Below are 25527 nucleotides of genomic sequence, written 5' to 3' on the forward strand. Positions count from 1 at the left end.
GGCTATGCTGAAAAGCCGAAAAGCTTGGCGCATATGGTCTAGCCTCTGCAAATCTTCGACGACACCGCATTGTAAACCGCGCGGCCGAGGGATTCCGGCGCGACCTCCGGTTCTCTATTAGGAGGGGAGGTCGGTAGCTGTAAGTTCAACAGCACTATCCCATAATTTACGGGATAGATAGGGATCTGAGGCCAGGGCGGCCCGTCCGATTAGGGTGGGGTTACCTCGCAGTGCCCCGAAACCGTCTGGGCCAACATAGCTCCCCGAGGGTATATCTGCGACGGCTGCCCATAAGACCGATTGCGCCCCATCAGCCGCAGATTGGGCGACAAGGCTTGAAACCGCAGTAATCGCGGCGTTAACAGGAGCCGAGAAAGCATTTTGCAGATTGGTCATTGCCCACCCAGGGTGAGCTACAGTTATATCAACGGGGCCCAATCGGCGAGAAAGCTCCAAACCCCAAAGCATATCCGCCAATTTCGATCGGCTATAGGCGGCTAAAGGCCACCACCCGTTGGTAAATTGCAGATCACCTAAATCGAGCCGAGCTTTTTGATGGGCTTCCGAGCCCACGATGACAACCCGGCGTTTAACGTGCCCAGCGATGAGGTTGGTAAACGCGAAGGGGCCGAGAAAATTCGTCCCCATCATCATTTCAAAACCGTCGACAGTCTCTTCTCTTTTGGGAGTAACCACACCAGCGCAGTTGATTAGCACGTCAATAGGCTCATCCACAGAGGCAGCAGCCGCTCGGATACTTTCGAGATCAGCTAAATCAAGATTTATGAGGCGGATGGCATCAAGCTCTCTCTGTGCCGCCAGGCCGCGACCACGATCCCGGGCGGTGATAATTAAACGCGCTCCGGCTTTGCGTGCCGCCCGTGCCACTTCTTGTCCCACTCCATTTGTGGCGCCGGTGACCAGCCAGGTACTGCCGGTTTGATCGGGTAGTTCAATTGGTTGAACACGATTTTTCATAGTGGTTCCTTAAGCTAGGTTTATGACCAACGGTACCCGTCATTGCCCTTCTCCGTGGCAGCATAGGTTCGAACCACTCTGTGAAATCATACTAAAAAGCCGGAAGCGGAGGTCTGAGGACTCTGACCGCAGCTAGCACTGAAGACTTAAAATAACGCGTCATTCCTCCGCACTGGGATCTATTGGCGGAGGATACCGCTTGTCTACGAGGAACCGCGTTGATAGTACACCACTCACCCATCCACGAACCCGTTAGGAGAACACAAACACCGGGACAGTCAATTACTCAGCTTAAAAACCATAGACTGTTGATGTCATTAAACGGCGCTTCCTAACGCCTGGAGCAGGCAGGTGCGCTATGCCGGCTAGACATTATCCCCACGGATGTGCTGCTGGCACCATAATATGCACTAATTGTTATAAAAGGTCTCAAGCCTGGGTGTTTCTAGGAGTGGCGAAACTCCACGACGTCACCATCAGCCATGATGTATTCTTTGCCCTCGATGCGAACCTTCCCCCGAGCACGTGCTTCAACCATAGACCCCGCTGCATCGAGGTCATCGAAGGAAACGACCTCGGCTTTAATAAAGCCACGCTCGAAGTCGGAGTGAATGACACCGGCAGCCTTGGGAGCTGTGTCCCCCCTATGGATGGTCCACGCACGCGATTCCTTGGGGCCCGCAGTAAGATAAGTTTGCAGCCCAAGGGTGGCGAAACCTGCCTTGGCTAAAGAGTGTAAGCCCGGCTCGGTCTGCCCAACGGACTCGAGTAGCTCTAAAGCTTCATCGTCATCGAGTTCAAGCAGGTCGGTTTCTGTTTTAGCATCCAAGAAAACACAATCTGCTGGGGCTACCATGGCTCGTAGTTCTTCTTTGCGCTTATCATTGCTCAGAACGTCCTCATCGGAGTTGAAGACGTAGAGAAACGGCTTTGCCGTCATGAGATGCAGATCACGGACCAAAGCTAGATCAACCTCGCCGGCTTTAGAGGCACTAAACAGGGTACGCCCATCTTCGAGGATGCTTTGCGCGGTTTTGGTAGCTGCCACATGGTCGGCCAAATCTTTATTTTTCTTGGCTTCTTTTTCCAGGCGTGGCAAGGCCTTTTCGATAGTCTGCAGGTCCGCCAAGATGAGTTCAGTATTAATAACGTCAATATCCGAAGACGGGTCGACCTTGCCGTCGACATGGATGACGTTATCATCGGCAAAAGCGCGCACAACCTGGCAGATAGCGTCGGCTTCGCGGATATTGGCTAAGAATGCATTCCCCATTCCTTCGCCTTCAGAAGCTCCCTTGACAATGCCAGCAATGTCAACAAAGGAAACGGTAGCGGGCAAGATGCGCTCGGATCCGAAAATTTCGGCGAGGCGCTTCAGACGCTCATCTGGCAATTCAACCAATCCGATATTGGGCTCGATAGTTGCAAAGGGATAATTCGCAGCCAGAACATCGTTGCGGGTCAGGGCATTAAATAGCGTCGACTTACCCACGTTGGGCAGTCCTACAATTCCTAAAGTTAAGCTCACGATTGCTAATGGTATCACCTGAGAAAAATAACCCCATACCACACCCCCATATCCCACTATATGGGATAGTAATTCCTATTTTCTAAAATCGCTGCGCTAGAGTTTCTTTCTACCGATAGAAAACCTTTCTGCAAGGACTGTTTTCTTGATTATTAAAAAAGGTATGCACCCTTAGGGCTGTTCAAAAAGCGCGAGGGACACTTCTTTTTTGCTTCACAGTCGTTGCCGCCACCAGCGGTAATGATCACTACCACAGAAAGGCGTTCTTCTCATGGCAACAGAAGTAGATACCAGCCAAAGGAGGGAGACCTTCTCCACACGCTGGGTGTTCATCCTGGCTGCGATTGGCTCAGCCGTTGGACTGGGTAATATTTGGCGGTTTCCCTACGTAGCATTCGAAAATGGCGGTGGGGCATTCCTTGTCCCCTATATCATCGCGCTACTTACCGCGGGTATTCCCCTCCTTTTCCTCGACTATGCCCTCGGCCACCGCTACCGCGGCTCCGCACCTCTGGTGTTCAGGCGCATCAAAAAGTGGAGCGAGCCAATCGGATGGATCCAAGTAGGAATTTGCTTTTTCATCACGATTTATTATGCCGCCATTATCGCGTGGGCCGGCCTCTACACGGTGAAGTCCTTCAACCGCGTCTGGGGAGATGATCCGAATACCTATTTCTTCGAGTCATTCCTTCGCATGGATGCCTCTGCGACATTCTCCTTCGACTATGTCGGAGAAATCGTCATCGCACTCGCCTTCGTATGGATCGCCGCCATTATTGTGCTTGCCATGGGAGTCGATTCAGGAATCGGCCGCATCTCTAAGATCTTCATGCCACTACTCACGGTCCTTTTCATCGTTGTGGTCGTGCGGGCTCTCTTCTTAGACGGGGCTTCTAACGGCCTCAACACCTTCTTCACTCCTCAGTGGGAAGCCCTTGGAGACGCCAGCGTGTGGATCGCCGCCTATGGGCAGATCTTCTTCTCTCTCTCGGTTTCCTTCGGCATTATGCTCACGTACTCCTCCTACCTCAAGCCTCGTACCAATCTAACGGGTACCGGCTTGGTTACAGCCTTTGCCAACTCTTCATTCGAAGTGCTTGCCGGCATCGGAGTATTTGCTGCATTGGGATTTATGGCTGTGCAGCAAGGTGTTTCCGTTGAAGATACGGCCTCGGGTGGTATCGGCTTGGCCTTCATTGCCTTCCCCACCATTATCAATGAGATGCCTTTGGGTGGTCTGTTTGGGGTACTTTTCTTCGGATCTCTAACCATCGCTGGATTCACTTCCCTCTTCTCTCTTTTCGAGGTTGTTGTTTCTGCAGTCAAAGATAAGCTCAATATGCCACGTAAGCGTGCCGCTCTCAGCGTTGGCATCGTCATGGCCACGTTGTCGGTGCTGCTTTTCTCCACCACCGGTGGCTTAATCCACCTCGACATTATGGATAAATTCACCAATAATATTGGCATCGTCCTCATCGCGCTGATTATCATCGTGTGCTACGACTGGATCCTGCGGCGAATCGACGAAGTTTCAGCACACCTCAATGTGGTTTCATCCTTTAAAGTTGGTGTCCTTTGGCGAATCAGCATCGTAAATCTCACCGCGATTGTTTTGAGCTATACTCTGGCCAAAGAGCTCCTTGATCTCATTAAGGAACCATATGGCGGTTATACGACTATTCAGGTGGCTCTCTACGGCTGGGGCGTTTTAGGTTTCATATTTGTGGCATCAATAGCAATGAGCTTTATCACCTGGCCCAGCAAGCTCCCACTCGACGGCCCTCCAGGCTCAGATTTCGGAATTGCACCAGAACTCAACCGCATTCCGCAGATCCCCAAACAATTCGATCCCCGTGAATCCCGCGTGGCTGGTTTTGCAATCGAACAGTACAAATAGAAAGGAGTGCTGATTTACATGACTGGTATCGCAATTTTTATGATGGTCTTGTTTATGGTCGTTATTTGGGGAGGCTTTGCTGCTACCCTCATCCACCTACAACGCCACCCCGACGAAGTTTCAGGTGATTTTGGCACCGCTGAATTTGCCACCGACGATGTCTTGCTAGCTCAGGAGATTCGACAGGACTCCGCTTAGTAGACCTCAGCTTTCAATACACGCAAGGGCCGGATCGACATCGAGTCGAGCCGGCCCTTGCGCTATCCGTAGAGAAAATGTGGAAAGATTGTCAATGTGAGCACCCCTCCCCCGTATCCCGATCGCGCCACGGTTATCGCAAGTGGCATTAAAATCCTGGCGGCGTGGTGTCTAAGACTCATGATTATCGTTGCTGCCACTTACTTAGTGGGGATTGTATTGTGGCAAACGTGGCGTGGGGTCCTTCCCATCGCACTGGCGCTCATTGTGTGTACAGTTCTATATCCACCGTTCGTCGTTCTCCGAAAACTCGGGGTTCACCCAGGTTTAGCAGCTTTTCTCACCATAGTGGGATCTTTTACCGTCATCGGTGTTCTCCTTAGGATTATGGCCCCACAGGTAGGCCGTCAGTCTCAAACTCTCTACTACCAAGCTTTCGAAGGAATCCAGAGACTCCAGCTGTGGTTACAGGGCCCGCCTTTTAATTTGGATGCCGAAGATCTGAGTGCCCTCATTAATCGGGCGGTTAACTGGCTTCAGGAAGGCGGCCTATTATTTTCTGGACTCGGCTTCGCCTCCTCTGCACTGATAACAATTGGCATAATCGTGGTGCTTACGTTCTTTTTCCTCAAGGACGGCGACCTTTTTCTCCCGTGGTTATCTGGGATCGTCGGCCCGCGTATCGGCCTCCACCTCACTGAAGTTCTCCACCGTTGCTGGGCTACCTTAGGTGGATTTATCCGCGCTCAAGCAATCGTCTCTCTCGTCGATGCAGTTTTTATCGGTTTGGGTCTCGCAATACTCGGGGTACCCATGGCGCTGGCGCTCGCAGTTCTCACTTTCGTTGCTGGCTTCATTCCCATAGTGGGAGCATTTGTCGCAGGTGCCCTCTCGGTTCTAGTTGCTCTAGTGTCCTTGGGTTTTACCGAAGCCCTGATAGCTCTCGCAATTGTGCTCGTAGTTCAGCAGGTTGAGTCCAATATACTGGCACCTCTTTTACACTCGCGAGCGATGAATCTGCACCCGGTGGTAGTCCTCGTCTCCATCACAATCGGCGGTAGCCAATTTGGCATGATGGGCGCTTTCTTGGCTGTACCTGTAGCTGCCATGGTGGCGGTTCTTATGCGCTACCTCAACGAAAAAATTGCCCAGCGAACAGGTGAATACGTAGCGCCGCAGCAGGATTCGGCAGGGAGCAACCCTGCGGTTGACGATTTCGGTGACAGCGAGAATATCGCTCGTTATATTTGTTCCTATGTAAGTTTGGCGCCCAAAAAAGTGGCGGACATCTTTAGTCGCTGAAACTGATAGTAGGATAATTATTTGTGTCTACCGCTACCAGCAAATCGTCTTCCGCGCCCTTTTATGGCTTTTCCTTAAAGATCGCGCTACTCGGCCTCGTCGCTGGCTCTCTGACCGCAGTCGGAGCAACCTTAGTAACGGGAACTCTCGGGGTGCCCTTTCTAGCTATTTTCACCTTCAGCGCTCTGCTGGTTACTATCCTCACCATTCCGAAAGCCCTCTTTATAATAGTGAGTTGTGTACCCGTGTGCTTTGCCACCTCGAGCGCTATAGCGGGATGGCTCATCGTGACTGATAACCAACCAGCCCAAAATCTCAGTACTACAGAGATTATCTCGGTCTTTTACCCCCTCATGCAACACTTCCCCGCACTCCTCACCGCCACCCTTCTATCTGGATTCATCGCGGTTTTGCGAGTAAGCCTCTTGCGCCGCCGCACTCGAGTTATTGAGCGCCGAGTGAAGAAGACCTTGCAAGAAACTAGGGCGGCCAACGCCCGCACCACAATGCAAGCTAGCCAGGCTCGTTCGCGGGTGCGACGCAGCTCTGATAGAGGCACTGTGACGGTAGAAGAATTATTGCGCCGCAATGCGCGATCACGCCCCCCATCGGTCCTTGAACGTGACCCAGAATCGCGTAAACCTCAGACCTATGCTTTACGACCCGTTCGTTCGGTGCGGCCGCCTGAAGCGTCTCCGCCGCAGCCAGCGGCTAGCGAGCAGGCTCAGGCGACTCCCAACCCGCGTCTAGATAAGCGTACCCTGCCTCGACTTGGCTCCCTCGATGACGATTTGTATAGCTAGCAAAAACCTCCCAGCTGGAAAGGTTTTATGAGGTTCGTGCTGGTCGCAGGTCGCGCGGAAGGGCGAAGACGATCTTTTCAGCCGCGGTCCGAACTTCTTCAACGTCGTTATAGCCGTTTTTAGCCAAAAGCTCCAGCACCCCATCGACTAAGATCTCGGGAACGGATGCTCCGGAGGAAATCCCCACTGTATCCACACCGTTGAACCACGCTGGGTCAATTTGATGGGCGTAATCAACAAGATAGGCGGCCTTCGCGCCCGCTTGTAGCGCTACTTCCACGAGCCGTTTGGAATTTGAGGAATTTTGCGATCCCACCACAATGAAAAGATCAGCGCGAGCACCAATCGCTTTGACGGCAACCTGACGATTTTGGGTTGCGTAACATATGTCATCGCTAGGGGGATCGATGAGCTGCGGATACTTCTGATGCAGCAGATCCACAATTTCCATGGTTTCGGTAACTGACAAGGTAGTTTGGGATAGCCAGATCAGCTTTTCCTTATCGGCCAAGAACTCGGGAAGGGTGGATACCCCGCCGAGGCCATCCACGAGGTGTGTGACACCCGGAGCCTCTCCTACAGTGCCTTCGACTTCTTCGTGGCCTTCGTGTCCGACAAAGAGGATATGATAGCCATCTCGGGCAAATCGTTTAACCTCGTTGTGCACCTTGGTCACGAGCGGGCACGTGGCGTCGAGAGTTGTAAGGTTAAGCTCCGCGGCTTCCCGATGCACCTCGGGGCTAACTCCGTGGGCTGAGAACACCAGATAAGCTCCGTCGGGGACCTCAAAAGTTTCATCAACAAAGATGGCGCCCCGTTCAGCGAGCGTATCTACGACGTAGCGGTTGTGTACGATTTCTTTACGCACATACACTGGTGCGCCATACTTGTCGAGAGCACGCTCGACTGTCTCAACCGCGCGGTCTACTCCTGCACAATAACCGCGCGGTGCGGCCAGGAGCACTTTCTTAGTTGATGTCATAATCTACGAGCTTAATACACATAGGGGGTCGAATTCTATCGTGGACGCAGCACACTCTCCGGAAAACGCGTGGCCAGTCAGGGAATTTAACAATAAAGTTAAAGGTTGGATCGAACGCCTAGGAACAATTTGGGTTGAGGGCCAAGTCACTCAACTCAAAGCCAACCCTCGCTGGCGCTATGGATATCTCACCCTGCGCGATGTCGAAGTTGAGGCCAGTGTGTCGGTCACGTGTCCGCACGAGCTATTAGCCACAATCCACGATGGTGACAGAATCGTTTGTTTCGGTCGACCGCAATTTTACGAAGGTCGCGGCAGCTTTTCACTTCATATAACCAAGATCGAACACCTTGGTCTCGGAGCTATGCTTGCCCGTATTGAAAAATTACGACAACAATTGGCAGCCGAAGGCCTCAGCGATCCAACGCGTAAGAAACCACTTCCTTTTCTGCCGCGACGCATCGGTTTGATAACCGGTCGCGGCTCAGCTGCCGAACGCGATGTCCTCTCGGTAGCACGGCTACGGTGGCCCGAAGTAGAATTTGAGGTTATCAATACCGCCGTGCAAGGCGCACGGGCGGTCCCTGAGATTATTGCAGCCCTGAAAACTCTTGACGAGCATCCCGATGTTGACGTCATTATTATCGCGCGTGGCGGTGGATCTGTTGAAGATTTGCTCCCCTTCTCTGAGGAAGCCTTACAGCGTCAGGTGGTGGCCACCCACACTCCGGTGGTGTCGGCAATTGGGCATGAACCGGATCGCCCCGTACTCGACGATATTGCGGATTTGCGGGCCGCTACTCCCACTGATGCGGCCAAGAGGGTAGTTCCTGATGTGGTGGCCGAACGCGAGCTGATTAAGGAGCTTCGTTACCGTAGCTCGCAGGCGTTGCGTGGCTGGGTATATAAAGAATCACGGGCCCTGAGAGATCTGCGGATGCGACCTGTATTGGCTCGACCGATGAGCCTCGTGGACCAGCATGTTCGGGATCTTTCACTTATTGCAACCCAGTTGGATGGCACCATTCACCGCTATATCGATGGCCTTAACAAAGAGATGCTAATGTTGCGCAAGCAGGTCTCGACTTTAGGCCCTGCAGCTACGCTTGAGCGCGGTTATGCTGTTGTGCAGGTATTACCCCGGGATGGAACACCACCAGAGGTAGTAACTTCAATCCAGCAGTCTCCCCCGGGTTCGCAGCTGCGCATCCGCGTGAATGATGGGTCAATTACCGCGGCAGCCATGCAGAATAAGCCCGCAGACTAACCACAAAGAAAAGGAAAACCATGCCCCACGAGACAATTGGCAGCGGCCAAGGACAAGCAGACTTCGCACCGATAGAATCCCTGCCTTACGAGCACGCCCGCAACGAACTCATCGAGATTGTCAAGATCTTAGAATTAGGTCAAATGAGTTTGGATGAATCACTACGGTACTGGGAACGTGGCGAGGCTCTAGCCCGTTACTGTGAAGAGCAACTCAGCCGTGCTGCCTCGAAGGTTGCGGAGGTCACTGGCCAGCAGGAAAACAGCCAGGATTAACCTTCAGAGATGACAGGATCCGTGAGGATTGTCCCCGCGATAATCGTGTCGAATTCTTGATCGTTGGCGGCTCCTGAGAAGAGAATGCGGACATCACCCAAGTCGATCAAGCGCACCGCGCGAACCCCCTTGTCAGGAGATTCGTACAGCTTCACGGGCGTGCCCTGAATCTGATAGCGAGCGACTAACTCACGGGGATTATTATCGTATTCTGCGATTGCTATGTCAGCCGGCAGACCCGTCTGGGTCATTTTAATATATCCACTCTCGGCAACTACCCAACCCACGACAGTTGCCGGCTGCCCATCGATACTCGAGCGTCTGGCAGAATTAGCAACCCAGTCTTGGGGAGCTTGAGGCAAGCGGAGGGGATAAGGCATAGCCCGAGACTCAAGGCTTAAAAAGGCGCGCGCATCCACTTCTTTCACGGGCCCAAATTCAGGAGCACCAACGGTGGTCGAGCACATGCCAGTTGGCGCAACCGCAACGACCATGACGATGAGGATCGCCCCAAGTGAAAGCGTGATGTCGCGGCCCGATTGGTAGATCCGTGGTTTCTCTTCAGCCATGTGTATGAGTATGTCAGTTGGCATACCGGTTGCAAAGCCTATCTACACTCTGCACCGTCCCCGATTCATACAGTCACCCCTCGTTGAGGGTAAACCCATAGCAAATACCCACTAAATGGTGTCACAATGGTGAATGTCTAGGGATTAAAATGTGGGATTGACGCAAGAGGGTCCCCCTCCCTGGACAAGTGTTGATAGCCTCCACGCCCCTGACCTACAAGGAGATACTGTGACTTATACCTCGAGCAACGAAGTACATACACCCGACCGCAATCTAGCTCTCGATCTTGTTCGGGTGACGGAAGCCGCAGCGTTAGCAGCAGGACGTTGGGTGGGACGGGGCGAGAAGAATAACGGTGATCGAGCCGCGGTGGACGCCATGCGAACCCTTTTAAATTCTGTCCCCATGAAAGGAGTCATTGTTATTGGAGAAGGGGAAAAAGATCACGCCCCCATGCTCTTTAACGGCGAAAAAGTAGGCACCGGCGAAGGCCCTGAGGTTGATATCGCCATCGACCCTGTCGACGGCACCACGCTCATGGCAGAGGGGCGCCCCAATGCTATATCGGTTCTCGCTGCTGCCGAGCGCGGCACGATGTATGATCCGTCGGCAGTCTTCTATATGAAAAAAATCGCAGTAGGCCCGGACTGTGTTGGAGCCATTGATATTAATGCCCCGGTCTCCACCAATATTTCCGCAGTAGCGCGAGCAAAGGGAATTAATAAATCCGATGTCACCGTGGTGGTCCTCGACCGCCCCCGACACGCCGAGCTTATAAGAGATATTCGGGAGGCTGGAGCTAAGGTGCGTTTAATCAGAGACGGCGATGTTGCGGGCGCCGTCGCCGCGGCTCAGATGCGTCGTTCGGTCGATATAATGATGGGTGTTGGCGGAACCCCCGAGGGAATTATTACCGCCTGCGCGATGAAATGCATGGGTGGAGAAATTCAAGGGATTCTCGCCCCCCAGAACGACGCCGAGCGCAGCCGCGCTCGAGCAGCGGGCCACGATCTTAATCGGGTGTTGGGAACCGATGACCTAGTCCGTGGAGATAACTGCTATTTCGTTGCTACCGGCCTGACTAATGGAGATATGCTGCGCGGAGTGAGCTATCGCCGAAACGGCGCCACAACGCGTTCGCTGGTGATGCGTTCGCGCAGCGGCACGGTGCGCTATATCGAATCCGTGCATCAGCTTGCAAAACTACAGGAGTATTCCGCTGTGGATTATCACGCCGACCTCAGATAGCGGGAAAGGGTTGGTGAGGTGATTCATGCCACGAAGCTAGGCCTTCTTGAGCGCTTTAACTCCCGCTGCCCTCGTTTTTGAGCCATACTAGGTTAAGCGCTGGGATTGCTCGTGCGCCTGCCACGCCGAGTGCCCAGTCGACCCAATTTTCCGCAGAAAGTTCTTTTACTTTCACATATTTAAAAGGTTGGAAACGTATATGACTGAATTCCGCATCGAACACGACACTATGGGTGAAGTGAAGGTTCCCGTTAAGGCTCTATGGCGAGCCCAAACCCAGCGTGCTGTGGAGAATTTCCCTATCTCTGGTCGCGGCCTTGAGTCCGCTCAAATCCGGGCCCTCGGCTTACTTAAAGCGGCCTGCGCCCAGGTCAATAAAGACCGTGGTTTGCTCCCTACCGAGCAAGCTGAGGCCATCATCGCGGCTGCTAAGGAAATTGCCGAGGGGAAGCACGACGCTGAATTCCCCATCGATGTATTCCAAACTGGTTCGGGTACCTCATCGAATATGAATACCAACGAGGTCATTGCCTCCATTGCGCATCTCAATGGTGTCGAAGTCCACCCCAACGATCATGTGAATATGGGCCAGTCCTCCAACGACACCTTCCCCACTGCTACCCATATTGCCGCGACTGAGGCTGCGGTGCGCGACCTTATTCCAGGCCTGAAGGTACTGCACGCCTCTCTTGCCGCTAAAGCTAAAGAATGGGAGAGCGTTGTTAAGTCTGGCCGTACTCACCTCATGGACGCGGTCCCTGTGACCCTAGGCCAGGAGTTCAGCGGGTATGCCCGCCAAATTGAGGCTGGTATCGAGCGCGTTGAGGCTTGCCTCCCACGCTTGGGCGAACTTCCTATTGGTGGTACCGCTACCGGCACCGGCTTGAATACTCCCGCTGATTTCGGCGCAAAAGTCACCGCTGAACTAGTCAAGCTCACTGGAGTTGAGGAGCTGAAAGAGTGTGTTAACCACTTCGAGGCGCAGGCAGCCCGCGATGGGTTGGTGGAATTCTCAGGAGCTATGCGCACGATCGCCGTTTCTTTAAACAAGATCGCTAACGATATCCGTCTCATGGGCTCCGGCCCACTTACTGGTCTCGGTGAGATTCACCTTCCTGATCTCCAACCAGGTTCTTCCATCATGCCTGGCAAGGTGAATCCAGTGCTCTGCGAAACTGCTACCCAGGTGGCAGCGCAAGTCATTGGCAATGACGCAGCTGTAGCATTTGGTGGCTCCCAGGGGCACTTTGAGCTCAACGTATTCATCCCGGTGATGGCACGCAACGTCTTAGAGTCGGCTCGCCTGCTCGCTAATACTGCGCGCCAGTTTGCTACTCGACTAGTGGATGGAATCGAGCCCAATGTCGAGCGCATGAAGACACTTGCTGAGTCCTCCCCGTCTATTGTGACCCCGCTGAACTCCGCTATCGGCTATGAAAATGCCGCGAAGGTGGCAAAGACCGCACTCAAGGAAGGCAAGACGATTCGGCAGACCGTTATCGATCTAGGCTTTGTTGACGGAGAAAAACTGACCGAGGAAGAACTCGATAAACGCCTCGACGTTTTGGCGATGGCCAATACTGACCGCGATCACTAATCTCCGCTATCGGCTGCGCCGCTTGTTGTGCTTTACTGGCACGCGTTTCGACGCCAAGCGGCGCTTTGCTTTATCTCGAGCTTTTTGTTGGGCGGATCGTTGTGGCTGCGTATGCCGCGAGGAGTTACTCGTTCTCCCTTTAGCAATGCCTACAAAATCCTGAATATCGTCACTGTCTTCGGATTTCAACCATACTAAGGCGATGGTGGTGGGGGGAGTTTCACTCTCGATTAATGGACGATGTGCTACTCGTGCCCCGCTGAGAGCTTTGAGCATAGGACGCGGAGCAATAACCACACCTACATTGGCTGCCACAGTGTGTAGGTGCGTACGAATCTCCTCGATTTTGAGGGCTTCGGTATACCGGGTATGAACAATTTCGCCGTCTAGTTCCGCTGGCGTGACTGCGTCTAAAAGATTTAAAGGATGGTCACTGGGGAATGCCACTCCTACTTGCTCTTGGTACAAGCGGACCACATGGTAGGTGTCATCGAGACGCGAATCTGGAATCCGAGTGAGCGCTAAGACAACCTCACCCCTGATTAACTCGGCAAGCGGATCATCGCTGGCGTGAACCTTAAGCTCGGTCTGAGAGGTGCGATCTCGGAAGCGTCGAAACCACTTATCGGGTTCGGTTCCAGTGATAAAACTTAAGGTGAGCATGAAATAATGGTACCGTCTACTACGTGAATGAAGAATCTGCACGCAAACCGTCTGGGATTTATATGAAGCCCCAGACAGCCGCTAAGAAGCTAGGCATCTACTTGCCCGCCGCCCCAGAGGAGTTCCAACATACTGCGCTCAGTCACGAAGAATTTGTGGCTTTGCAAGAGGAAGCCCCTCATTGGTTGGAAGAGTTACGCCGCACTGGGCCGCATCCTCGCCCAGTGGTGGCTCAGAAACTGGGTATCACCATCGCCGCTCTGAAGCGCAATGACATGGATAAGCCCTTAACTACTGCCGAGATTAAGGACTTGCTCAATAACCAGCCGGAGTGGCTGCGCACCGAACGAACTAACCTCGCGGAAAACCGCGATTCACACTAGGTTTAAGCTCCCCACGCTCTATTTGCTCGCTCGAGCAGGTTGACATTCTGCGGGAGGATCAAGGTCTGAGCCTCGTCGTTCACGATGCTGCTCAGGGCTGTCCATCCATGAAGAGCTGACCCGACCATGGCGACGTGCTTAGCGAGCGTCGCCACAGTTATATCCTTGCGGATTATAGGTATGTGGGTAGCAGTTCTTTTCAACGTCGTGGAATTCACGATGCCCAGCTCGCTCCGCGGGCTACAAAGCTGTTCTCCTTCCCACCAAGCAACAACCGCATATCCGGCCTCTTTAACCAAGCCGTCCGGATTGAGGAAGAGAATATCGTCGCACCCGTAGCCTCCAGCCCTCAAGGAATCAATGAGACCAAGGTCCCACCCCTTTATCTCAGGTCGCTCACGGGTGTCGGTGACACTAAAGAGTGAGGTCTCCGTACGAATTGGCCGCATGGATCGTAACCTGAGGAATATCTGGCCAGTCTTTACCTCGTATTCGAGGCGGGGAAATCCCCACATAATATCACTGAGTGCGGCCTCGAGGATCTTCCTTGGAACACAAATTCCGCAGGCCTGAGAAAAACGCTCAAGGTGCAGATCGAGATGGGATGTGCGGCCGAGCTCCACAGGGAAGGAATCTATGATAACGCGCCCAGATACTTTGTGGGAGGTAGGAACGAATCCCTGAGCGGGATCGAATACCAACAGATCAATGTCCACGAGGGAAATCCTGCGCCACACTGTCGGTTAGGGGTCGGGCTTTGGTCATAATCTCAGCATATTCCGCTACGGGATCAGACTGGGCAACAATCGCCCCTCCCACTCCATAGCGCGCCTGGCCACCTGAGATAACTAAGGTTCGAATCACCATGGAGAGATCAAACTGGCCGTCGCAGCTAAAATAGCCCAGCGCACCCGAATAAATACCGCGTGGCCCCTTCTCCAGTTCTGAGATAATGCGCATTGTTCGCTCTTTAGGTGCGCCCGTCATCGAACCGCCTGGAAACATCGCTCGCATAATCTCAGAGATACCCACTCCCGGCGCGCGCTGTGCGCGCACAGTGCTCACGAGCTGATGGGTACTCGCGAAACTCTCCACTTCAAAAAGAGGAGCCGCTACTACCGTCCCGGGCTGGGCAATGCGAGCGAGGTCATTGCGTACTAGATCCACAATCATAAGATTTTCGGCACGGTCTTTTGGGTGAGACAGTAAATCGTTTCTAAGGGCTTGATCCTCCCGCGGGTCGTAGCTGCGAGCCCTTGTCCCTTTGATGGGGCGAGACTCTATCACGCCATCTTGATCGCAGTGGAGGAATCGCTCAGGCGAACTTGACATTACTTGGGTGTTGGAAAAATTGAGCCAAGCTCCTAGCGGAGTGCGGTTGCGAAATTGTGCATAACAACTCCTCGGGTCGAAACTATCGATAGTTGCCGTAAGTTGCGTAGTCAAACACACCTCATAGGAATCTCCCGCCGCAATATACTCTTGGGCACGCTGAATGGCAGCTAGGTATTCAACTTCCGAATGCCAGGCTGTGAGTTTTCCTATGCTCGTTGGAAAATAATGAGGTGATGTAGCGCTCACTGTCTGCGCCATTCTGCGTGCCCAGTGGTGCTGAGCGAGATTCGCCTTGGCTGCACCCTCTTTGATGAGATAGAGGATATGAGTTTTCTTACTTCGATGGTCAAACGCTAGAGCTCTGTCACTGAGTACAAAGTGCAGGGCTGCTGGATGATCCTCGGGATTGAGCGCGTCATGAACCTCGTAGCCAAAATAGCCCACGAAGCCGAGGCTAAAGCTAAGTTCTAGGTCTCTGACCGCGGAGGTGTCTGCGTGAATCAGAGCATCTTCCAAAAGCTCGATATTACCCAGCCCTCCGGGATTTCGGGCAGCACCCCACCCTTGGACTTCTCGGGCGAAAGGACCGCCCTTGATACCGAGATAACTCCAGCGACCATCACGGTGGTGCGGATCGGTGGAATCGAGAAGATACACAGGATCAGCTGTTATGTTGAGAGGATCCACGCAGCCCTCGATAGTCTTAACCTCTACCCGATAGCCTGAGTGTACTTTGGCTATGGGCTTTGGTGGGGCGGGGTGTGCGACCATGCATTGAGATGAGGAATTTTTATGGTTTTTCGCGAGATTGAGAAAATTCTCGATCAAGCGGTGTCCGTCGAAACCCCCAATGGATTCGGGGTGGAATTGGACACCCCATTGGGGTTTGCTGCGATGCCTGATTGCCATGATCGTGGTGTCATCGGCGCGCGCTGTGATGTCAAATTCAGCAGGAATATTAGTGATGGCTCTGGAGTGATAGCGAACTACTTCCAAAGGGGATGTTAAACCGGCAAAGAGGTCTTGGCCATCATGCTTGATCCAGCTCGTGCGGCCGTGCATGGGCGTGGGGGCCAGTATTGACTGGGCTCCGTAGGCGAAGCCTAGCGCTTGGTGCCCCAGACAGACACCAAGTAATGGGGTTATACTGTGGCGGATAATCTCGAGGCTATTGCCAATATCTTGCGAGTTCTCGACTGCTCCAGGACCAGGCGAGAGAATGATGGCATCTGCCGTATCTGCCAGCGCCACCGTCATATCTCGAAAATCAATGACATCGACACGGGCGCTGGGGAGAATATCCAGGATATACGTGTGCACGTTATAGGTAAATGAATCTTGGTGATCGACGATAATGATATGCACATCAGCTAAGGTAGACGAGGTCCACGGGTTTTGACAATAAAGCCCCGCTGCCCGAGGTTTAACTTTCTCTAGGCAACGGGGCTCGGATTTTCAGAGATTTTTAAAACATCTTCCAATCTTCTAGACCTGGATAGAGGGGGAATTTCTTCGTGAGAGCATCAACTCGCTCGCGTAGGTTTGTGAGATTTTCCGATCCGGTTAGAGCCGCTGCGATGATGTCTGCTACCTCCGCAAAGGCGTCGTGGTCGAAGCCGCGCGTAGCTAGGGCCGGGGTACCAATGCGCAGGCCGGAAGTTACCATCGGTGGGCGCGGATCGAATGGGACGGCATTGCGGTTGACGGTAATTCCCGCTTCATGCAGCAGATCCTCGGCTTCTTGCCCATTGAGCTGAGAATTGCGCAGATCCACAAGTGCAAGGTGGACATCGGTTCCACCGGTTAATACATCGACTCCCGCGCGGGTGCAATCGTTTTGCATCAGGCGTTCGGCTAGAACTTTGGCACCATCGAGCGTGCGATGTTGGCGCTCGGCGAATTCAGAAGTGGCCGCAATCTTCATGGCTACCGCTTTTGCGGCAATCGCGTGCACCAAAGGGCCGCCCTGCTGTCCCGGGAAGACGCTGGAATTTAGAGCCTTGGCGTAGTCCTGTTTGGCTAAAATAATACCGGAGCGGGGTCCGCCCAAAGTCTTGTGTACTGTCGTGGACACCACGTCGGCATAGGGCACGGGGCTCGGGTGAACGCCTGCTGCAACGAGCCCAGCAAAATGCGCCATATCGACCCATAATTTGGCCCCTACTTCATCGGCGATATCCCTGAAGGCGGCAAAATCGAGATGTCGCGGATACGCAGACCAACCAGCGATGAGAACCTGAGGTCGCTCCTTGAGGGCCATATCGCGTACTTGATCCATATCCACTCGGAATGTGTGCGGATCGACCCCATAGGCTGCAACCTCATAGAATCTGCCGGAAAAATTGAGCTTCATGCCGTGCGTGAGGTGACCACCGTGCGCTAAGGACAGACCCATGATCTTATCCCCTGGCTGAGCGAGCGCCATGAGCACCGCGGCATTGGCCTGGGCACCCGCGTGGGGCTGGACATTGGCAAATTCTGCACCAAAAAGGTCCTTAGCTCGTGATCGGGCTAGATCTTCCACGACATCGGCGTGCTCGCAGCCACCGTAATAACGGCGACCTGGATATCCTTCGGCATATTTGTTAGTAAAGACAGAACCTTGCGCCTGCAGCACGGCACGGGGAACAAAATTCTCTGAGGCAATCATTTCGAGGGTGGAGCGCTGTCTCGAGAGCTCTCCCGAAATCGCCTCGGCAATATCTGGATCTAATTCAGCAAGGGATTGGTAGCGAATATCATTAGACATGAGGGCTTTATGGAACCTTTCTCTTTCAATTGAGCTCTTCTTTATCGTGATCCAACCTAAGAATTCAGGGTACCAGCGGTCAGTGATGGAAAGGGTTGGGGATCTTTAAGGCTCAGATCTAAGAATATACTCACGTTCCCCTGCGACGGGAGCGCTTCGTATTTTTAGTTTCAACCAGTTTGCCCTTCTTATGCTGTGGTTGGCACAATTTAGGTTTATGTCCCGCGCAAAAATAGGTAGTCCCTATCTGGAATTCGATCGCGAATCCTGGCGATACCTGAGAAAGTCTTTTCCCCAAGTTCTCAGCGAACACGAGGTTGAGCAACTTCGAGGCATCGGAGAAAACCTCGATATCGAAGAGGTCGCCGAAGTCTACCTTCCCATCTCTCGTTTGATCCACCTGCAGGTTGCAGCACGCCAAGGGTTGCACGCAGCTACCCATACCTTTCTCGGCGAAGGTCCAGAACACGTCCCTTTCGTCATTGGTATCGCGGGGTCGGTAGCCGTCGGCAAATCGACGACTGCGCGATTATTGCAAGTTCTCCTGCAACGCTGGCCCAACCACCCACATGTAGATCTTGTCACTACCGATGGATTCCTTTATCCAGCCCGTGAGCTAAGGCGGCGCGGTCTCATGGAACGCAAGGGCTACCCCGAAACCTATGATCAACGCGCGCTCTTGCGTTTTGTGAGTGATGTGAAAGCGGGCAAGGCACCTGTGCATGCACCGGTTTATTCGCATACTCTCTACGACCGAGTACCCGAGACCTACCACGTAGTTTCACGTCCCGATATTCTTATTGTGGAGGGGCTCAACGTTTTACAGCCGAGTCCGAACCTAGCAATATCCGACCTATTCGACTTTTCTGTCTATGTGGACGCGGAGAGCGGGGACATCGAACAATGGTATATCAATCGTTTCCTGGAGCTGCGCTATTCCTCGTTTAAAGAGCCTGACTCCCACTTTCGGCATTTTGCTGATCTTGGCGATGAGGAAGCCACCGCTCAAGCCCGCAGTATCTGGCAAACGATTAACCTGCCCAACCTGGTAGAGAATATTCTGCCTACCCGTGCGAGGGCTTCACTGGTGTTGGTCAAGGGCGCCGACCACAGTGTGCAGCACGTGCGCATGCGCAAAGTCTAGAAAGAATTGATCCACTGTTCGATGGGGTCTAACTCCGCGAAGTTAACTAGATCGATATCACGTCCAAAGGTATCCAATATATTTTGCTCGGCCGGGTTCCTCAGGGGTTTGAGAGCAATGCCTGCTGCTAGAGCTCGCATCATAGTTTTGTGCTTGGTGGAAAGTTGAGAATAGATCAGCCTACCGGGAAGGTAAAAACGTTGATAATGCGGGGCGAGACGTGCCAGGCTGTCTTTTTCCCGCGCATAGTCAACGGGAGACATACCGACCACAGCGAGCGCAATCGGGGGCTGGTACTCGCCTAAAGCCGCGGCCCCCTCCACGGCGGGGATCACCGGCCCGTGAATAAAACTGAAGAAGACGACCGGCTGGCCGTCCTTCGGCACGGCTGCATCTAAGGTGTGAGCATGGGTACTCAAACGCTGAGCTAATTCCTCGGCGTAATCCCTGCTGGATCCGTATTGGGAGTCATAGCGGATATGGGCTACGGGTGTGGTCAAGAGCTGCTCACTCCTTCGAGTGTTGTCTACTTAAAGAATGTTATTTTCCGAAGCGGCGAGAGCGTTTGGAGTAGTCACGCAATGCTCTTAAAAAGTCGAGCCGTCGGAAGGCAGGCCAATAGGTATCGGTGAACCAAATCTCGGAATACGCGGACTGCCACAGCATAAAACCAGATAAACGTTGTTCACCGGAAGTTCTGATAACCAGGTCAGGATCAGGCTGGCCTGAGGTATACAGGTGAGAGGAAATGGATTCAGCACTAATCTGTCGAGCCATCTCAGCTGCGGATATTCCCTGGGTGGCGGCATCTGCGATCACAGCGCGGACCGCATCCACAATCTCTTGGCGCCCACCATAACCCACGGCCACATTCACTGTAACCCCACAGTGTTCCAAAGTTTTATGAGATGCTTTTTGCAACCGCGCTGCAATATGCTCTGGCAGTAAGTCGAGGTGTCCCACCAGGCGAACGACACAGTCACGCTGCGGGGCGGCTAGCTCATCGACAACATCGCCAATGATATCGAGCAGTAACTGCAATTCATCAGGGCTGCGCTCCAGATTTTCAGTCGATAGGAGGTAGACAGTAACCGATTTGATTTTGGTTCCCTTGCACCAGGACACTAGCTCACCAATCTTCTTAGCGCCCACTCGATGCCCTTGGCTGACATCAATGAAGCCGGCTTCCCGCGCCCACCGTCTGTTTCCATCGCACATGATGGCGACATGGCTTGGTTGTTCCACATCGGCGATTTCACACAGGAGGCGGCGTTCGTATAGAGGATAAAGGAGCGAGGGGAGAGAAAATCTCATCGACCCTAGAACCAATGCTTTTTGCGCTGGTCAAGAAGGCCGGCTTCTGCCATCGCTCGATCCAGAGCGCCAGCATCAAATGGATCAATTTGGTGTTCCTCAGCAAAAAGCCGGCGTCGATTCAGGCGTGAGTAGCGTCGATGAAAAGCCCAACCGATGAATAGCACCGCGACGACTAGAGCTACCAAAACGAACCAGCCGATTGGTGATGCCTTGCCAAATTCGCTGCCGACGGGTCCTGGACCCTGCTGCGCTAAAAAGATCACAGATGAAAAATCCACCGGATATACTCCCAAAGTCTGTGCTGGTATTGAGACACTTAGTGTGAGGCATCGCAACTAATGCTGTCTTCAGCGATTTAACTGCCCGCCACTACCCTATCGAGCATTAAGTATATCCGCACACCCGCCCGTGGTGGGTATCCTCATCTCAATGCAGCTCTCAAACGAGTGCGAGAGGTCCCTCTCCGCCGCAGCTCACCGCGTTGGGAGCATCAGACATGAATCCTGTCACGTTGATGATTCCGGGCCATAACTTATTGCCAAGGGCTCTCTTTATAGTTAGTTTTGACTATCAAGTCCAGCGAATAGATCGGTTTCGGGAAGCGAACTGGGCACACGGCTAAATGCCAACTCGAATTCTTCGGTCGGCCAGTATTCGCGTTGCACGTCCACAGGGGTAAAAAAGAAGAGACCATCCGGATCGATCTGAGTCGCATGAGCGCGCAGTGCGGCATCGCGAGCATCGAAGAAATCGCTGCACTCCACTCGTGTGGTCACGCGCTTCATGAGGTCGGCTCCGTTTTCTTTAAAGTGCTCCAAAATGTCACCATAGGGGCTTTGGGCCCCGTCACGCGAGGCAAGCTCGTGGAAAAGCTGCAGGCGTTGAAATACAAAGCCGTGCGTATAGTACAGCTTCAGGGGGGTAAAGGGGGCTCCAAGCTCGGGGTGATATTGGGGGTTTCCAGCATATTCCCAGGCCATGAGCGAGACTTCATGCACTTTCAGGTGATCGGGGTGCGGATAGCCGCCGTTTTCGTCATAGGTCAAAATCACTTCAGGTTTAAATTCACGAATAATTTTTACAAGCTTTTGAGTTATCTCATCGGAGTCGACGAGCGCAAAGCAGCCCTCTGGGAGAGGCGGCAATGGATCGCCCTGAGGGAGACCAGAATCTTCGTAGCCCAACCAACGATGCTCAACCCCTAAAACCGCGGCCGCTTTCGCCATTTCGTCCTTTCGGACTTCGCGAATATTTTCTTTAATTCCAGGCCGATCCATCGCTGGATTAAGAATATCTCCGCGCTCGCCGCCCGTGCAGCTCACCACCAATACCTCGTGTCCTTCCGAGATATAACGGGCCATCGTGGCAGCCCCTTTACTCGATTCATCATCAGGATGGGCATGGATGGCAAGAATTTTAGGAAGGCAATGGGTCATCGGTTGTCCTTTTAACTATACTTTTGCTGGTGAGTTAGTCCCTCCAAGATTGTCATAGAGGAGACCAATCCACCTATTTTATCTATCAGGTAGAAGTTGACAAGTCCCCAATTATATACGTATTTGGCTATACGCCTATGGATAATGACGGCTTCTGCAACGAAAACGTCTACACTATGAGCTAACCCCGGATTTGTTAACCACGGACGGCTGGATCCTAAATCCTAACCTTGATCACAGCCGTGGTGAAGGAGAATTTAGCTGTGACCATGCGCAGTAGATATGCCGCCGAGCCCAAGGAATCGCAATCGTCGATGACAGGGAAGCTCATGGCTATTGCCATTTTGGTTTTAGTTATCGGCTTCGCAGTCGCTTTCGCCAAATACCTCCAGACTGCACAATCGCAACCAATCACGATTCAATTTGTCAACGCCGAGCCCATTAATGATGAGAATATAACTGTCATCGCTGATATCACCCGTAAAGATACCTCCCAACCCGCCTACTGCATTGTGACGGCACTCAACTTTGATATGGCCGAGGTGGGCCGGCGCGAAGTATTTGTTCCCGCTGGTGGGCAAAATATCGCTCGGTGGAATATCAATATTCCCACGCGCGAGCGCGCAGTAGCAGGAGCCGCCTATGGCTGCAGTGACTCTATTCCATTCTACTTAGAGCAGAAAGCACCCTAATACTCGCGACAGCACTATTCCGCGTCAATATTTGGTAGAATCTCCTCCGACTACTTAGACTACAGAAATCCTAGGCCCCGCATCGCTCCTCAAATTTTTGGGAGTTGGGGCGTCTCTATTTATCACTATGCAAAGGTTCGTGTGACATGGCAGAGCAGCAGAAGCAATATATCACTCCGGAAACTAAGGCCAAGCTCGAGGAAGAGCTCAATGCCCTGATCGCGCACCGCCCTATTGTGGCTGCGGAGATCAACGAGCGCCGCGAGGAGGGCGATCTCAAAGAAAACGCCGGCTATGATGCCGCTCGCGAAATGCAGGATCAGGAAGAGGCTCGCATCAAGCAGATCTCCGAAATCCTCGCGAATTCCACTACCGAGCGTTCCGCCGTTGTCGAAGGTGTAGCCGCCGTCGGTTCGGTTGTACACGTTTATTATAACGGTGATGAAAATGATAAAGAGACTTTCCTCATCGGTACTCGTGCTGCCGCCTCCGATAATAAAGATCTGGAAACCTACTCCGAACAGTCCCCTCTCGGAGCCGCACTTATCGGTGCTCAAGAAGGAGAAACTCGCGAATACACTGCTCCTAGTGGATCAACCCTCAGCGTGACTCTCGTATCTGCAGAGCCTTATGACTCCACAAAGGCCTCGACTCCGCGCCAGGCCTAATATTCTTTATGAGAACTTCTCTACAACGGTTAGGTATCTGCGGATATCTAACCGTTTTCTTATCCGTCAGCGCGTGCTCCACCCCGCAACCAGACCCCCCGGAGCTACCGTTGAAAGTGCTATCGTCTCTCGATAGCACTATCCCCCTAGTACGACCCGTAGCAAAAGATCCCCTTGATCGGCTCATCAATCAGGTAGATAGTGGTTTCCATCCACAGCAGAACAAACCTGGCTATATTGATTGCCTCGGACCAGCTCTCATTCAACCCCGCAGCATAAAATTAAGCTGTACTTCATCGAACAGCATCACTTCGATCACATGGACCCGGTGGGCTAAAGACACAGCGATAGGCTCAGGCAATCTGCGCGATGGCAGTAGCGTTAGCATAGTGCTCTCTGACCCTATTGATACGCAGCAAGGATGGGCTTTTAGTCAGGTATTTGTTGACGATATAGCCCTGCTGTTCTATCAGCTTACGGGTTAAAAAAATCCGGTTACACCCCATCACGTGGTGTGCAACCGGATTTCTATTTGGTTTTAACGATTTGAGAAATAGCTCAGCAGCCGCAAGATTTCGGTGTAGAGCCAGACCAAGGTCACAGCTAATCCGAGAGCCACACCCCACGCCAACTTTGATGGTGCTCCCTGACGGATAAGTTTCTCGGCGACATCAAAGTCCTGTAGGAAGCTCATGGCAGCAAGACCGATACACACGAGGGAGAAGATAATGGCAATCGGTCCACCATCACGCAATACATTGGACACGCCCAAGATGGCGAGCATGAAGTTACCGAGCGCCAGTACCAGAACACCGATCATAGCCCCAGTGAGAATCTTGGTAAATCGCGGGGTCACCTTAACGGCGCCAGTCTTATACGCATAGAGCATGCCCAGGAAGACGCCTAGGGTTCCCAGAACGGCTTGACCGATCATAGCCCCAGCGTTATTTCCTCCCACGAGGAAACCAGAGAATAGAACCGAAATACCTCCAACGAAAAGTCCTTCGAAGGCTGCATAGACCAAAGCCACTGGTGCAGATCCAAACTTTTTGCCGAACGTGGCAATAAGAACAGTGACCAGACCGCCTATGGCACCAACTGCCGTAAGTCCCATGCTAAGGGCTGGACTTACCAGCGCAATGCCAAAGTTAACAGCGGCTAGCGCCACAATAATCGCCAAAACGATTCCAGTCTTGGTCACCACATCGTCGACAGTCATAGGACGCTCAGTGCTAACTGGCGCGGGAGCAAAACCGTCTAGACCCGTCGGGGCCTGCTGGTAGTCTCCGTAATAATTCGTCGCCTGTCCTTTTGCGGGGAGAGAGGCGAGCACTGGATTGCTGCTACGCATAGGTAGTAACACTGTCCTTTCGCTACTTTTCTACTTATATAGTCCTGCGGATCAATTATCCCCAAGACCAGGTACATCCTTCTAACGTGACCGCACTAACAATAGTTCCCGCGCCTCTTTTATGCGGGGGTTAGTGCCTCTTGGTCACTGCTATCTGTCAACCCCTCAAGGAAAGTATCGCCTTGAGTATCCAAAGCTCGAGAAAGAGCATCTACGGCATGTTCGTTGAAACGCGGGCTGACCGGCAATGCGATTGACCCAGAGGCGATATCCAGGCGAGTATGAGTTCCGGAGAGAATTGTCACTGTCTCTCCTTGCGCCAGAAACCGACAGTAGCCTGGTGTGGTTACGGTGGCGGATCCATGAGCAAGCCACAGGACGAGATCAGTTCGAGCGCGTGCGAAGACGGTCAGAGGATCGCTGAGTGGAACATGAACAGATTTAAGATTGAGAAAACTCGCGGGCGTCTGACCTGTGTGGCGCTTAAAAGCTCGTGTCAGACTACTCGTGGCCGAGAATCCTACATGCTGAGAGGCGAGTTTAATACTCATCCCCCGACTTATGAGATCGGCAGCGCTGGCTACCCGACATGCGGCTCGCCATTCGGAAAACGGTAATCCTGTGGATTTGAGAAATTGTCGCTGGAGAGTTCGAGCACTGATGCGGTGGGATTGGGCAAATACCTCAAGTGAGGTCGTGCAGCTCGGTTGCGCTAATAATTCGCTAGCAACACGGCGTGCGGCCTGTTCTACTGGCAGCGGAGGACATTGAAAACGGGGTTGATGAAGAGTTGTAAGGAATCCCTCACTGCAATGCTTCTCCCCGAGCCGGGCTCTGGCATATTCAGCTATTATGCGTCGATCCCAGTCCGGACCCAGAGAGATTTTTCGAGTAGGCCCAGGGAGCATATCAGTAAATTTGAACGAGATAATGCTCGCCTCGGCGCTATCGATGACCGTCGCACTTTCCGGAGCGATGACGAGATCGCCCGCGACAATATGAAGCATCCGGTCGGGTGCCTTAATAATGGCTTGCCCGATGCGGCACCACATGAAAGTGGTCGTACGTGTTTTGGTGGTATCTTTGATCACAATTGCGCTCATTCCCATTAGGTTAGCCTAAGCAAAAAGCCAGTGAGCCCATT

Annotated in this window: 27 protein-coding genes; 13 read left to right on the top strand and 14 right to left on the bottom strand. The window is 53.0% G+C overall.

The genetic code is table 11. The features are described from left to right. Positions 1–117: 117 nt before the first annotated feature. Complete coding sequence (locus tag NXT01_RS04830; RefSeq protein WP_259078174.1) at positions 118–978, bottom strand: SDR family NAD(P)-dependent oxidoreductase; 861 nt, start codon at positions 976–978, stop codon at positions 118–120. Positions 979–1423: 445 nt separating this feature from the next. Then, a complete protein-coding gene (ychF, locus tag NXT01_RS04835) occupies positions 1424–2506 on the bottom strand; it encodes a redox-regulated ATPase YchF (protein ID WP_259078181.1) in 1083 nt (360 codons plus the stop codon). A 271-nt stretch (positions 2507–2777) separates the two neighbouring features. On the opposite strand from ychF, the gene NXT01_RS04840 reads away from it, so the two are divergent. From NXT01_RS04840 to NXT01_RS04855, 4 genes are all read left to right on the top strand, one after another. Next, positions 2778–4403: a sodium-dependent transporter gene (locus NXT01_RS04840; protein WP_259078183.1), complete on the top strand. Its 1626-nt coding sequence runs from the start codon at positions 2778–2780 to the stop codon at positions 4401–4403. An 18-nt stretch (positions 4404–4421) separates the two neighbouring features. After that, positions 4422–4601, top strand: coding sequence for a methionine/alanine import NSS transporter subunit MetS (gene metS, locus NXT01_RS04845; protein WP_259078184.1), 180 nt, complete (start codon positions 4422–4424; stop codon positions 4599–4601). A gap of 96 nt (positions 4602–4697) precedes the next feature. Continuing rightward, positions 4698–5903 carry an AI-2E family transporter gene (locus NXT01_RS04850; RefSeq protein ID WP_259078186.1) on the top strand — a complete coding sequence of 402 codons (1206 nt, stop codon included), beginning with the start codon at positions 4698–4700 and terminating at the stop codon, positions 5901–5903. A 23-nt stretch (positions 5904–5926) separates the two neighbouring features. Further along, complete coding sequence (locus tag NXT01_RS04855) at positions 5927–6706, top strand: DUF6542 domain-containing protein (protein ID WP_259078188.1); 780 nt, start codon at positions 5927–5929, stop codon at positions 6704–6706. A 25-nt stretch (positions 6707–6731) separates the two neighbouring features. Here NXT01_RS04855 and NXT01_RS04860 read toward each other — a convergent pair whose 3' ends face one another. Next, on the bottom strand, positions 6732–7688 hold the full coding sequence (locus NXT01_RS04860; RefSeq protein ID WP_259078190.1) for a 4-hydroxy-3-methylbut-2-enyl diphosphate reductase: 957 nt from the start codon (positions 7686–7688) through the stop codon (positions 6732–6734). A 40-nt stretch (positions 7689–7728) separates the two neighbouring features. Between NXT01_RS04860 and xseA the strand changes: the two genes are divergently transcribed. Then, a complete protein-coding gene (gene xseA / locus NXT01_RS04865; protein WP_396124738.1) occupies positions 7729–8955 on the top strand; it encodes an exodeoxyribonuclease VII large subunit in 1227 nt (408 codons plus the stop codon). A gap of 20 nt (positions 8956–8975) precedes the next feature. Beyond that, positions 8976–9230 carry an exodeoxyribonuclease VII small subunit gene (locus NXT01_RS04870; protein WP_259078192.1) on the top strand — a complete coding sequence of 85 codons (255 nt, stop codon included), beginning with the start codon at positions 8976–8978 and terminating at the stop codon, positions 9228–9230. Here NXT01_RS04870 and NXT01_RS04875 read toward each other — a convergent pair. Further along, positions 9227–9799, bottom strand: coding sequence for a DUF4245 domain-containing protein (locus NXT01_RS04875; RefSeq protein WP_259078194.1), 573 nt, complete (start codon positions 9797–9799; stop codon positions 9227–9229). The two genes, NXT01_RS04870 and NXT01_RS04875, sit on opposite strands and share 4 nt — an antisense overlap. Before the next feature lie 229 nt (positions 9800–10028). Here NXT01_RS04875 and glpX point away from each other — a divergent pair, with 229 nt between their 5' ends. Next, positions 10029–11048: a class II fructose-bisphosphatase gene (gene glpX / locus NXT01_RS04880; protein ID WP_259078196.1), complete on the top strand. Its 1020-nt coding sequence runs from the start codon at positions 10029–10031 to the stop codon at positions 11046–11048. Between the two features lie 199 nt (positions 11049–11247). Then, positions 11248–12645 carry a class II fumarate hydratase gene (locus tag NXT01_RS04885; protein WP_259078199.1) on the top strand — a complete coding sequence of 466 codons (1398 nt, stop codon included), beginning with the start codon at positions 11248–11250 and terminating at the stop codon, positions 12643–12645. A 6-nt stretch (positions 12646–12651) separates the two neighbouring features. Here NXT01_RS04885 and NXT01_RS04890 read toward each other — a convergent pair whose 3' ends face one another. After that, positions 12652–13308 carry a LysR family transcriptional regulator substrate-binding protein gene (locus NXT01_RS04890; RefSeq protein ID WP_259078201.1) on the bottom strand — a complete coding sequence of 219 codons (657 nt, stop codon included), beginning with the start codon at positions 13306–13308 and terminating at the stop codon, positions 12652–12654. Between the two features lie 62 nt (positions 13309–13370). Between NXT01_RS04890 and NXT01_RS04895 the strand changes: the two genes are divergently transcribed. Further along, entirely contained in the window at positions 13371–13691 is a 321-nt protein-coding gene (locus tag NXT01_RS04895) for a DUF5997 family protein (RefSeq protein WP_259078203.1), read from the top strand. 2 nt (positions 13692–13693) lie between these two features. On the opposite strand, the gene NXT01_RS04900 is transcribed toward NXT01_RS04895, so the two are convergent. From NXT01_RS04900 to glyA, 3 genes are all read right to left on the bottom strand, one after another. Next, positions 13694–14407: an aminotransferase class IV gene (locus tag NXT01_RS04900; RefSeq protein ID WP_259078205.1), complete on the bottom strand. Its 714-nt coding sequence runs from the start codon at positions 14405–14407 to the stop codon at positions 13694–13696. Then, positions 14397–16391, bottom strand: a complete 1995-nt coding sequence (gene pabB, locus NXT01_RS04905) for an aminodeoxychorismate synthase component I (RefSeq protein ID WP_259078207.1) — start codon at positions 16389–16391, stop codon at positions 14397–14399. The genes NXT01_RS04900 and pabB overlap by 11 nt, the downstream gene beginning before the upstream one ends. A 100-nt stretch (positions 16392–16491) precedes the next feature. Continuing rightward, positions 16492–17775: a serine hydroxymethyltransferase gene (gene glyA / locus NXT01_RS04910; protein WP_259078209.1), complete on the bottom strand. Its 1284-nt coding sequence runs from the start codon at positions 17773–17775 to the stop codon at positions 16492–16494. Positions 17776–17992: 217 nt separating this feature from the next. Here glyA and coaA point away from each other — a divergent pair, with 217 nt between their 5' ends. Beyond that, positions 17993–18919 (top strand): type I pantothenate kinase, encoded by a 927-nt coding sequence (gene coaA, locus NXT01_RS04915; RefSeq protein ID WP_259078211.1) that lies wholly within the window; start codon positions 17993–17995, stop codon positions 18917–18919. Here coaA and NXT01_RS04920 read toward each other — a convergent pair. The 4 genes from NXT01_RS04920 to mca form a co-directional block, all read right to left on the bottom strand. Beyond that, entirely contained in the window at positions 18916–19419 is a 504-nt protein-coding gene (locus NXT01_RS04920; protein ID WP_259078213.1) for a flavodoxin domain-containing protein, read from the bottom strand. The two genes, coaA and NXT01_RS04920, sit on opposite strands and share 4 nt — an antisense overlap. Before the next feature lie 40 nt (positions 19420–19459). Further along, the gene (locus tag NXT01_RS04925) at positions 19460–20233 is read right to left on the bottom strand and encodes an isoprenyl transferase (protein ID WP_259078215.1); all 774 of its coding nucleotides are present in this window, start codon (positions 20231–20233) and stop codon (positions 19460–19462) included. Between the two features lie 5 nt (positions 20234–20238). Beyond that, positions 20239–20514 carry a hypothetical protein gene (locus NXT01_RS04930; RefSeq protein ID WP_259078217.1) on the bottom strand — a complete coding sequence of 92 codons (276 nt, stop codon included), beginning with the start codon at positions 20512–20514 and terminating at the stop codon, positions 20239–20241. A 279-nt stretch (positions 20515–20793) separates the two neighbouring features. Next, positions 20794–21672 carry a mycothiol conjugate amidase Mca gene (gene mca / locus NXT01_RS04935; protein WP_259078218.1) on the bottom strand — a complete coding sequence of 293 codons (879 nt, stop codon included), beginning with the start codon at positions 21670–21672 and terminating at the stop codon, positions 20794–20796. Between the two features lie 269 nt (positions 21673–21941). Here mca and NXT01_RS04940 point away from each other — a divergent pair, with 269 nt between their 5' ends. The 3 genes from NXT01_RS04940 to NXT01_RS04950 all read left to right on the top strand — a co-directional run bounded on the left by NXT01_RS04940 (position 21942) and on the right by NXT01_RS04950 (position 23517). Next, positions 21942–22364, top strand: coding sequence for a DUF4307 domain-containing protein (locus tag NXT01_RS04940; RefSeq protein WP_259078449.1), 423 nt, complete (start codon positions 21942–21944; stop codon positions 22362–22364). A 146-nt stretch (positions 22365–22510) separates the two neighbouring features. Further along, positions 22511–23032, top strand: coding sequence for a transcription elongation factor GreA (gene greA, locus NXT01_RS04945; RefSeq protein WP_259078220.1), 522 nt, complete (start codon positions 22511–22513; stop codon positions 23030–23032). Positions 23033–23040: 8 nt separating this feature from the next. Then, positions 23041–23517, top strand: a complete 477-nt coding sequence (locus NXT01_RS04950; RefSeq protein WP_259078222.1) for a hypothetical protein — start codon at positions 23041–23043, stop codon at positions 23515–23517. A gap of 53 nt (positions 23518–23570) precedes the next feature. On the opposite strand, the gene NXT01_RS04955 is transcribed toward NXT01_RS04950, so the two are convergent. Together NXT01_RS04955 and NXT01_RS04960 are read right to left on the bottom strand one after the other, a co-directional pair. After that, positions 23571–24383, bottom strand: coding sequence for a Bax inhibitor-1/YccA family protein (locus NXT01_RS04955; RefSeq protein ID WP_259078224.1), 813 nt, complete (start codon positions 24381–24383; stop codon positions 23571–23573). A gap of 119 nt (positions 24384–24502) precedes the next feature. Beyond that, positions 24503–25486: an AraC family transcriptional regulator gene (locus NXT01_RS04960; protein WP_259078225.1), complete on the bottom strand. Its 984-nt coding sequence runs from the start codon at positions 25484–25486 to the stop codon at positions 24503–24505. Positions 25487–25527 lie beyond the last annotated feature (41 nt).

The sequence above is a fragment of the Corynebacterium sp. ES2775-CONJ genome, from assembly GCF_024814515.1.
Taxonomy (GTDB): Bacteria; Actinomycetota; Actinomycetes; order Mycobacteriales; family Mycobacteriaceae; genus Corynebacterium.

Bases quoted from the DNA above. Each gene is read 5' to 3' on its own strand.
- NXT01_RS04830 (WP_259078174.1), bottom strand. From the start codon at position 978: ATGAAAAATCGTGTTCAACCAATTGAACTACCCGATCAAACCGGCAGT.
- NXT01_RS04840 (WP_259078183.1), top strand. From the start codon at position 2,778: ATGGCAACAGAAGTAGATACCAGCCAAAGGAGGGAGACCTTCTCCACA.
- metS (WP_259078184.1), top strand. From the start codon at position 4,422: ATGACTGGTATCGCAATTTTTATGATGGTCTTGTTTATGGTCGTTATT.
- NXT01_RS04860 (WP_259078190.1), bottom strand. From the start codon at position 7,688: ATGACATCAACTAAGAAAGTGCTCCTGGCCGCACCGCGCGGTTATTGT.
- NXT01_RS04870 (WP_259078192.1), top strand. From the start codon at position 8,976: ATGCCCCACGAGACAATTGGCAGCGGCCAAGGACAAGCAGACTTCGCA.
- NXT01_RS04875 (WP_259078194.1), bottom strand. From the start codon at position 9,799: ATGGCTGAAGAGAAACCACGGATCTACCAATCGGGCCGCGACATCACG.
- NXT01_RS04885 (WP_259078199.1), top strand. From the start codon at position 11,248: ATGACTGAATTCCGCATCGAACACGACACTATGGGTGAAGTGAAGGTT.
- NXT01_RS04890 (WP_259078201.1), bottom strand. From the start codon at position 13,308: ATGCTCACCTTAAGTTTTATCACTGGAACCGAACCCGATAAGTGGTTT.
- NXT01_RS04895 (WP_259078203.1), top strand. From the start codon at position 13,371: ATGAAGCCCCAGACAGCCGCTAAGAAGCTAGGCATCTACTTGCCCGCC.
- glyA (WP_259078209.1), bottom strand. From the start codon at position 17,775: ATGTCTAATGATATTCGCTACCAATCCCTTGCTGAATTAGATCCAGAT.
- coaA (WP_259078211.1), top strand. From the start codon at position 17,993: ATGTCCCGCGCAAAAATAGGTAGTCCCTATCTGGAATTCGATCGCGAA.
- NXT01_RS04925 (WP_259078215.1), bottom strand. From the start codon at position 20,233: ATGAGATTTTCTCTCCCCTCGCTCCTTTATCCTCTATACGAACGCCGC.
- mca (WP_259078218.1), bottom strand. From the start codon at position 21,672: ATGACCCATTGCCTTCCTAAAATTCTTGCCATCCATGCCCATCCTGAT.
- NXT01_RS04940 (WP_259078449.1), top strand. From the start codon at position 21,942: ATGCGCAGTAGATATGCCGCCGAGCCCAAGGAATCGCAATCGTCGATG.
- greA (WP_259078220.1), top strand. From the start codon at position 22,511: ATGGCAGAGCAGCAGAAGCAATATATCACTCCGGAAACTAAGGCCAAG.
- NXT01_RS04950 (WP_259078222.1), top strand. From the start codon at position 23,041: ATGAGAACTTCTCTACAACGGTTAGGTATCTGCGGATATCTAACCGTT.
- NXT01_RS04955 (WP_259078224.1), bottom strand. From the start codon at position 24,383: ATGCGTAGCAGCAATCCAGTGCTCGCCTCTCTCCCCGCAAAAGGACAG.
- NXT01_RS04960 (WP_259078225.1), bottom strand. From the start codon at position 25,486: ATGAGCGCAATTGTGATCAAAGATACCACCAAAACACGTACGACCACT.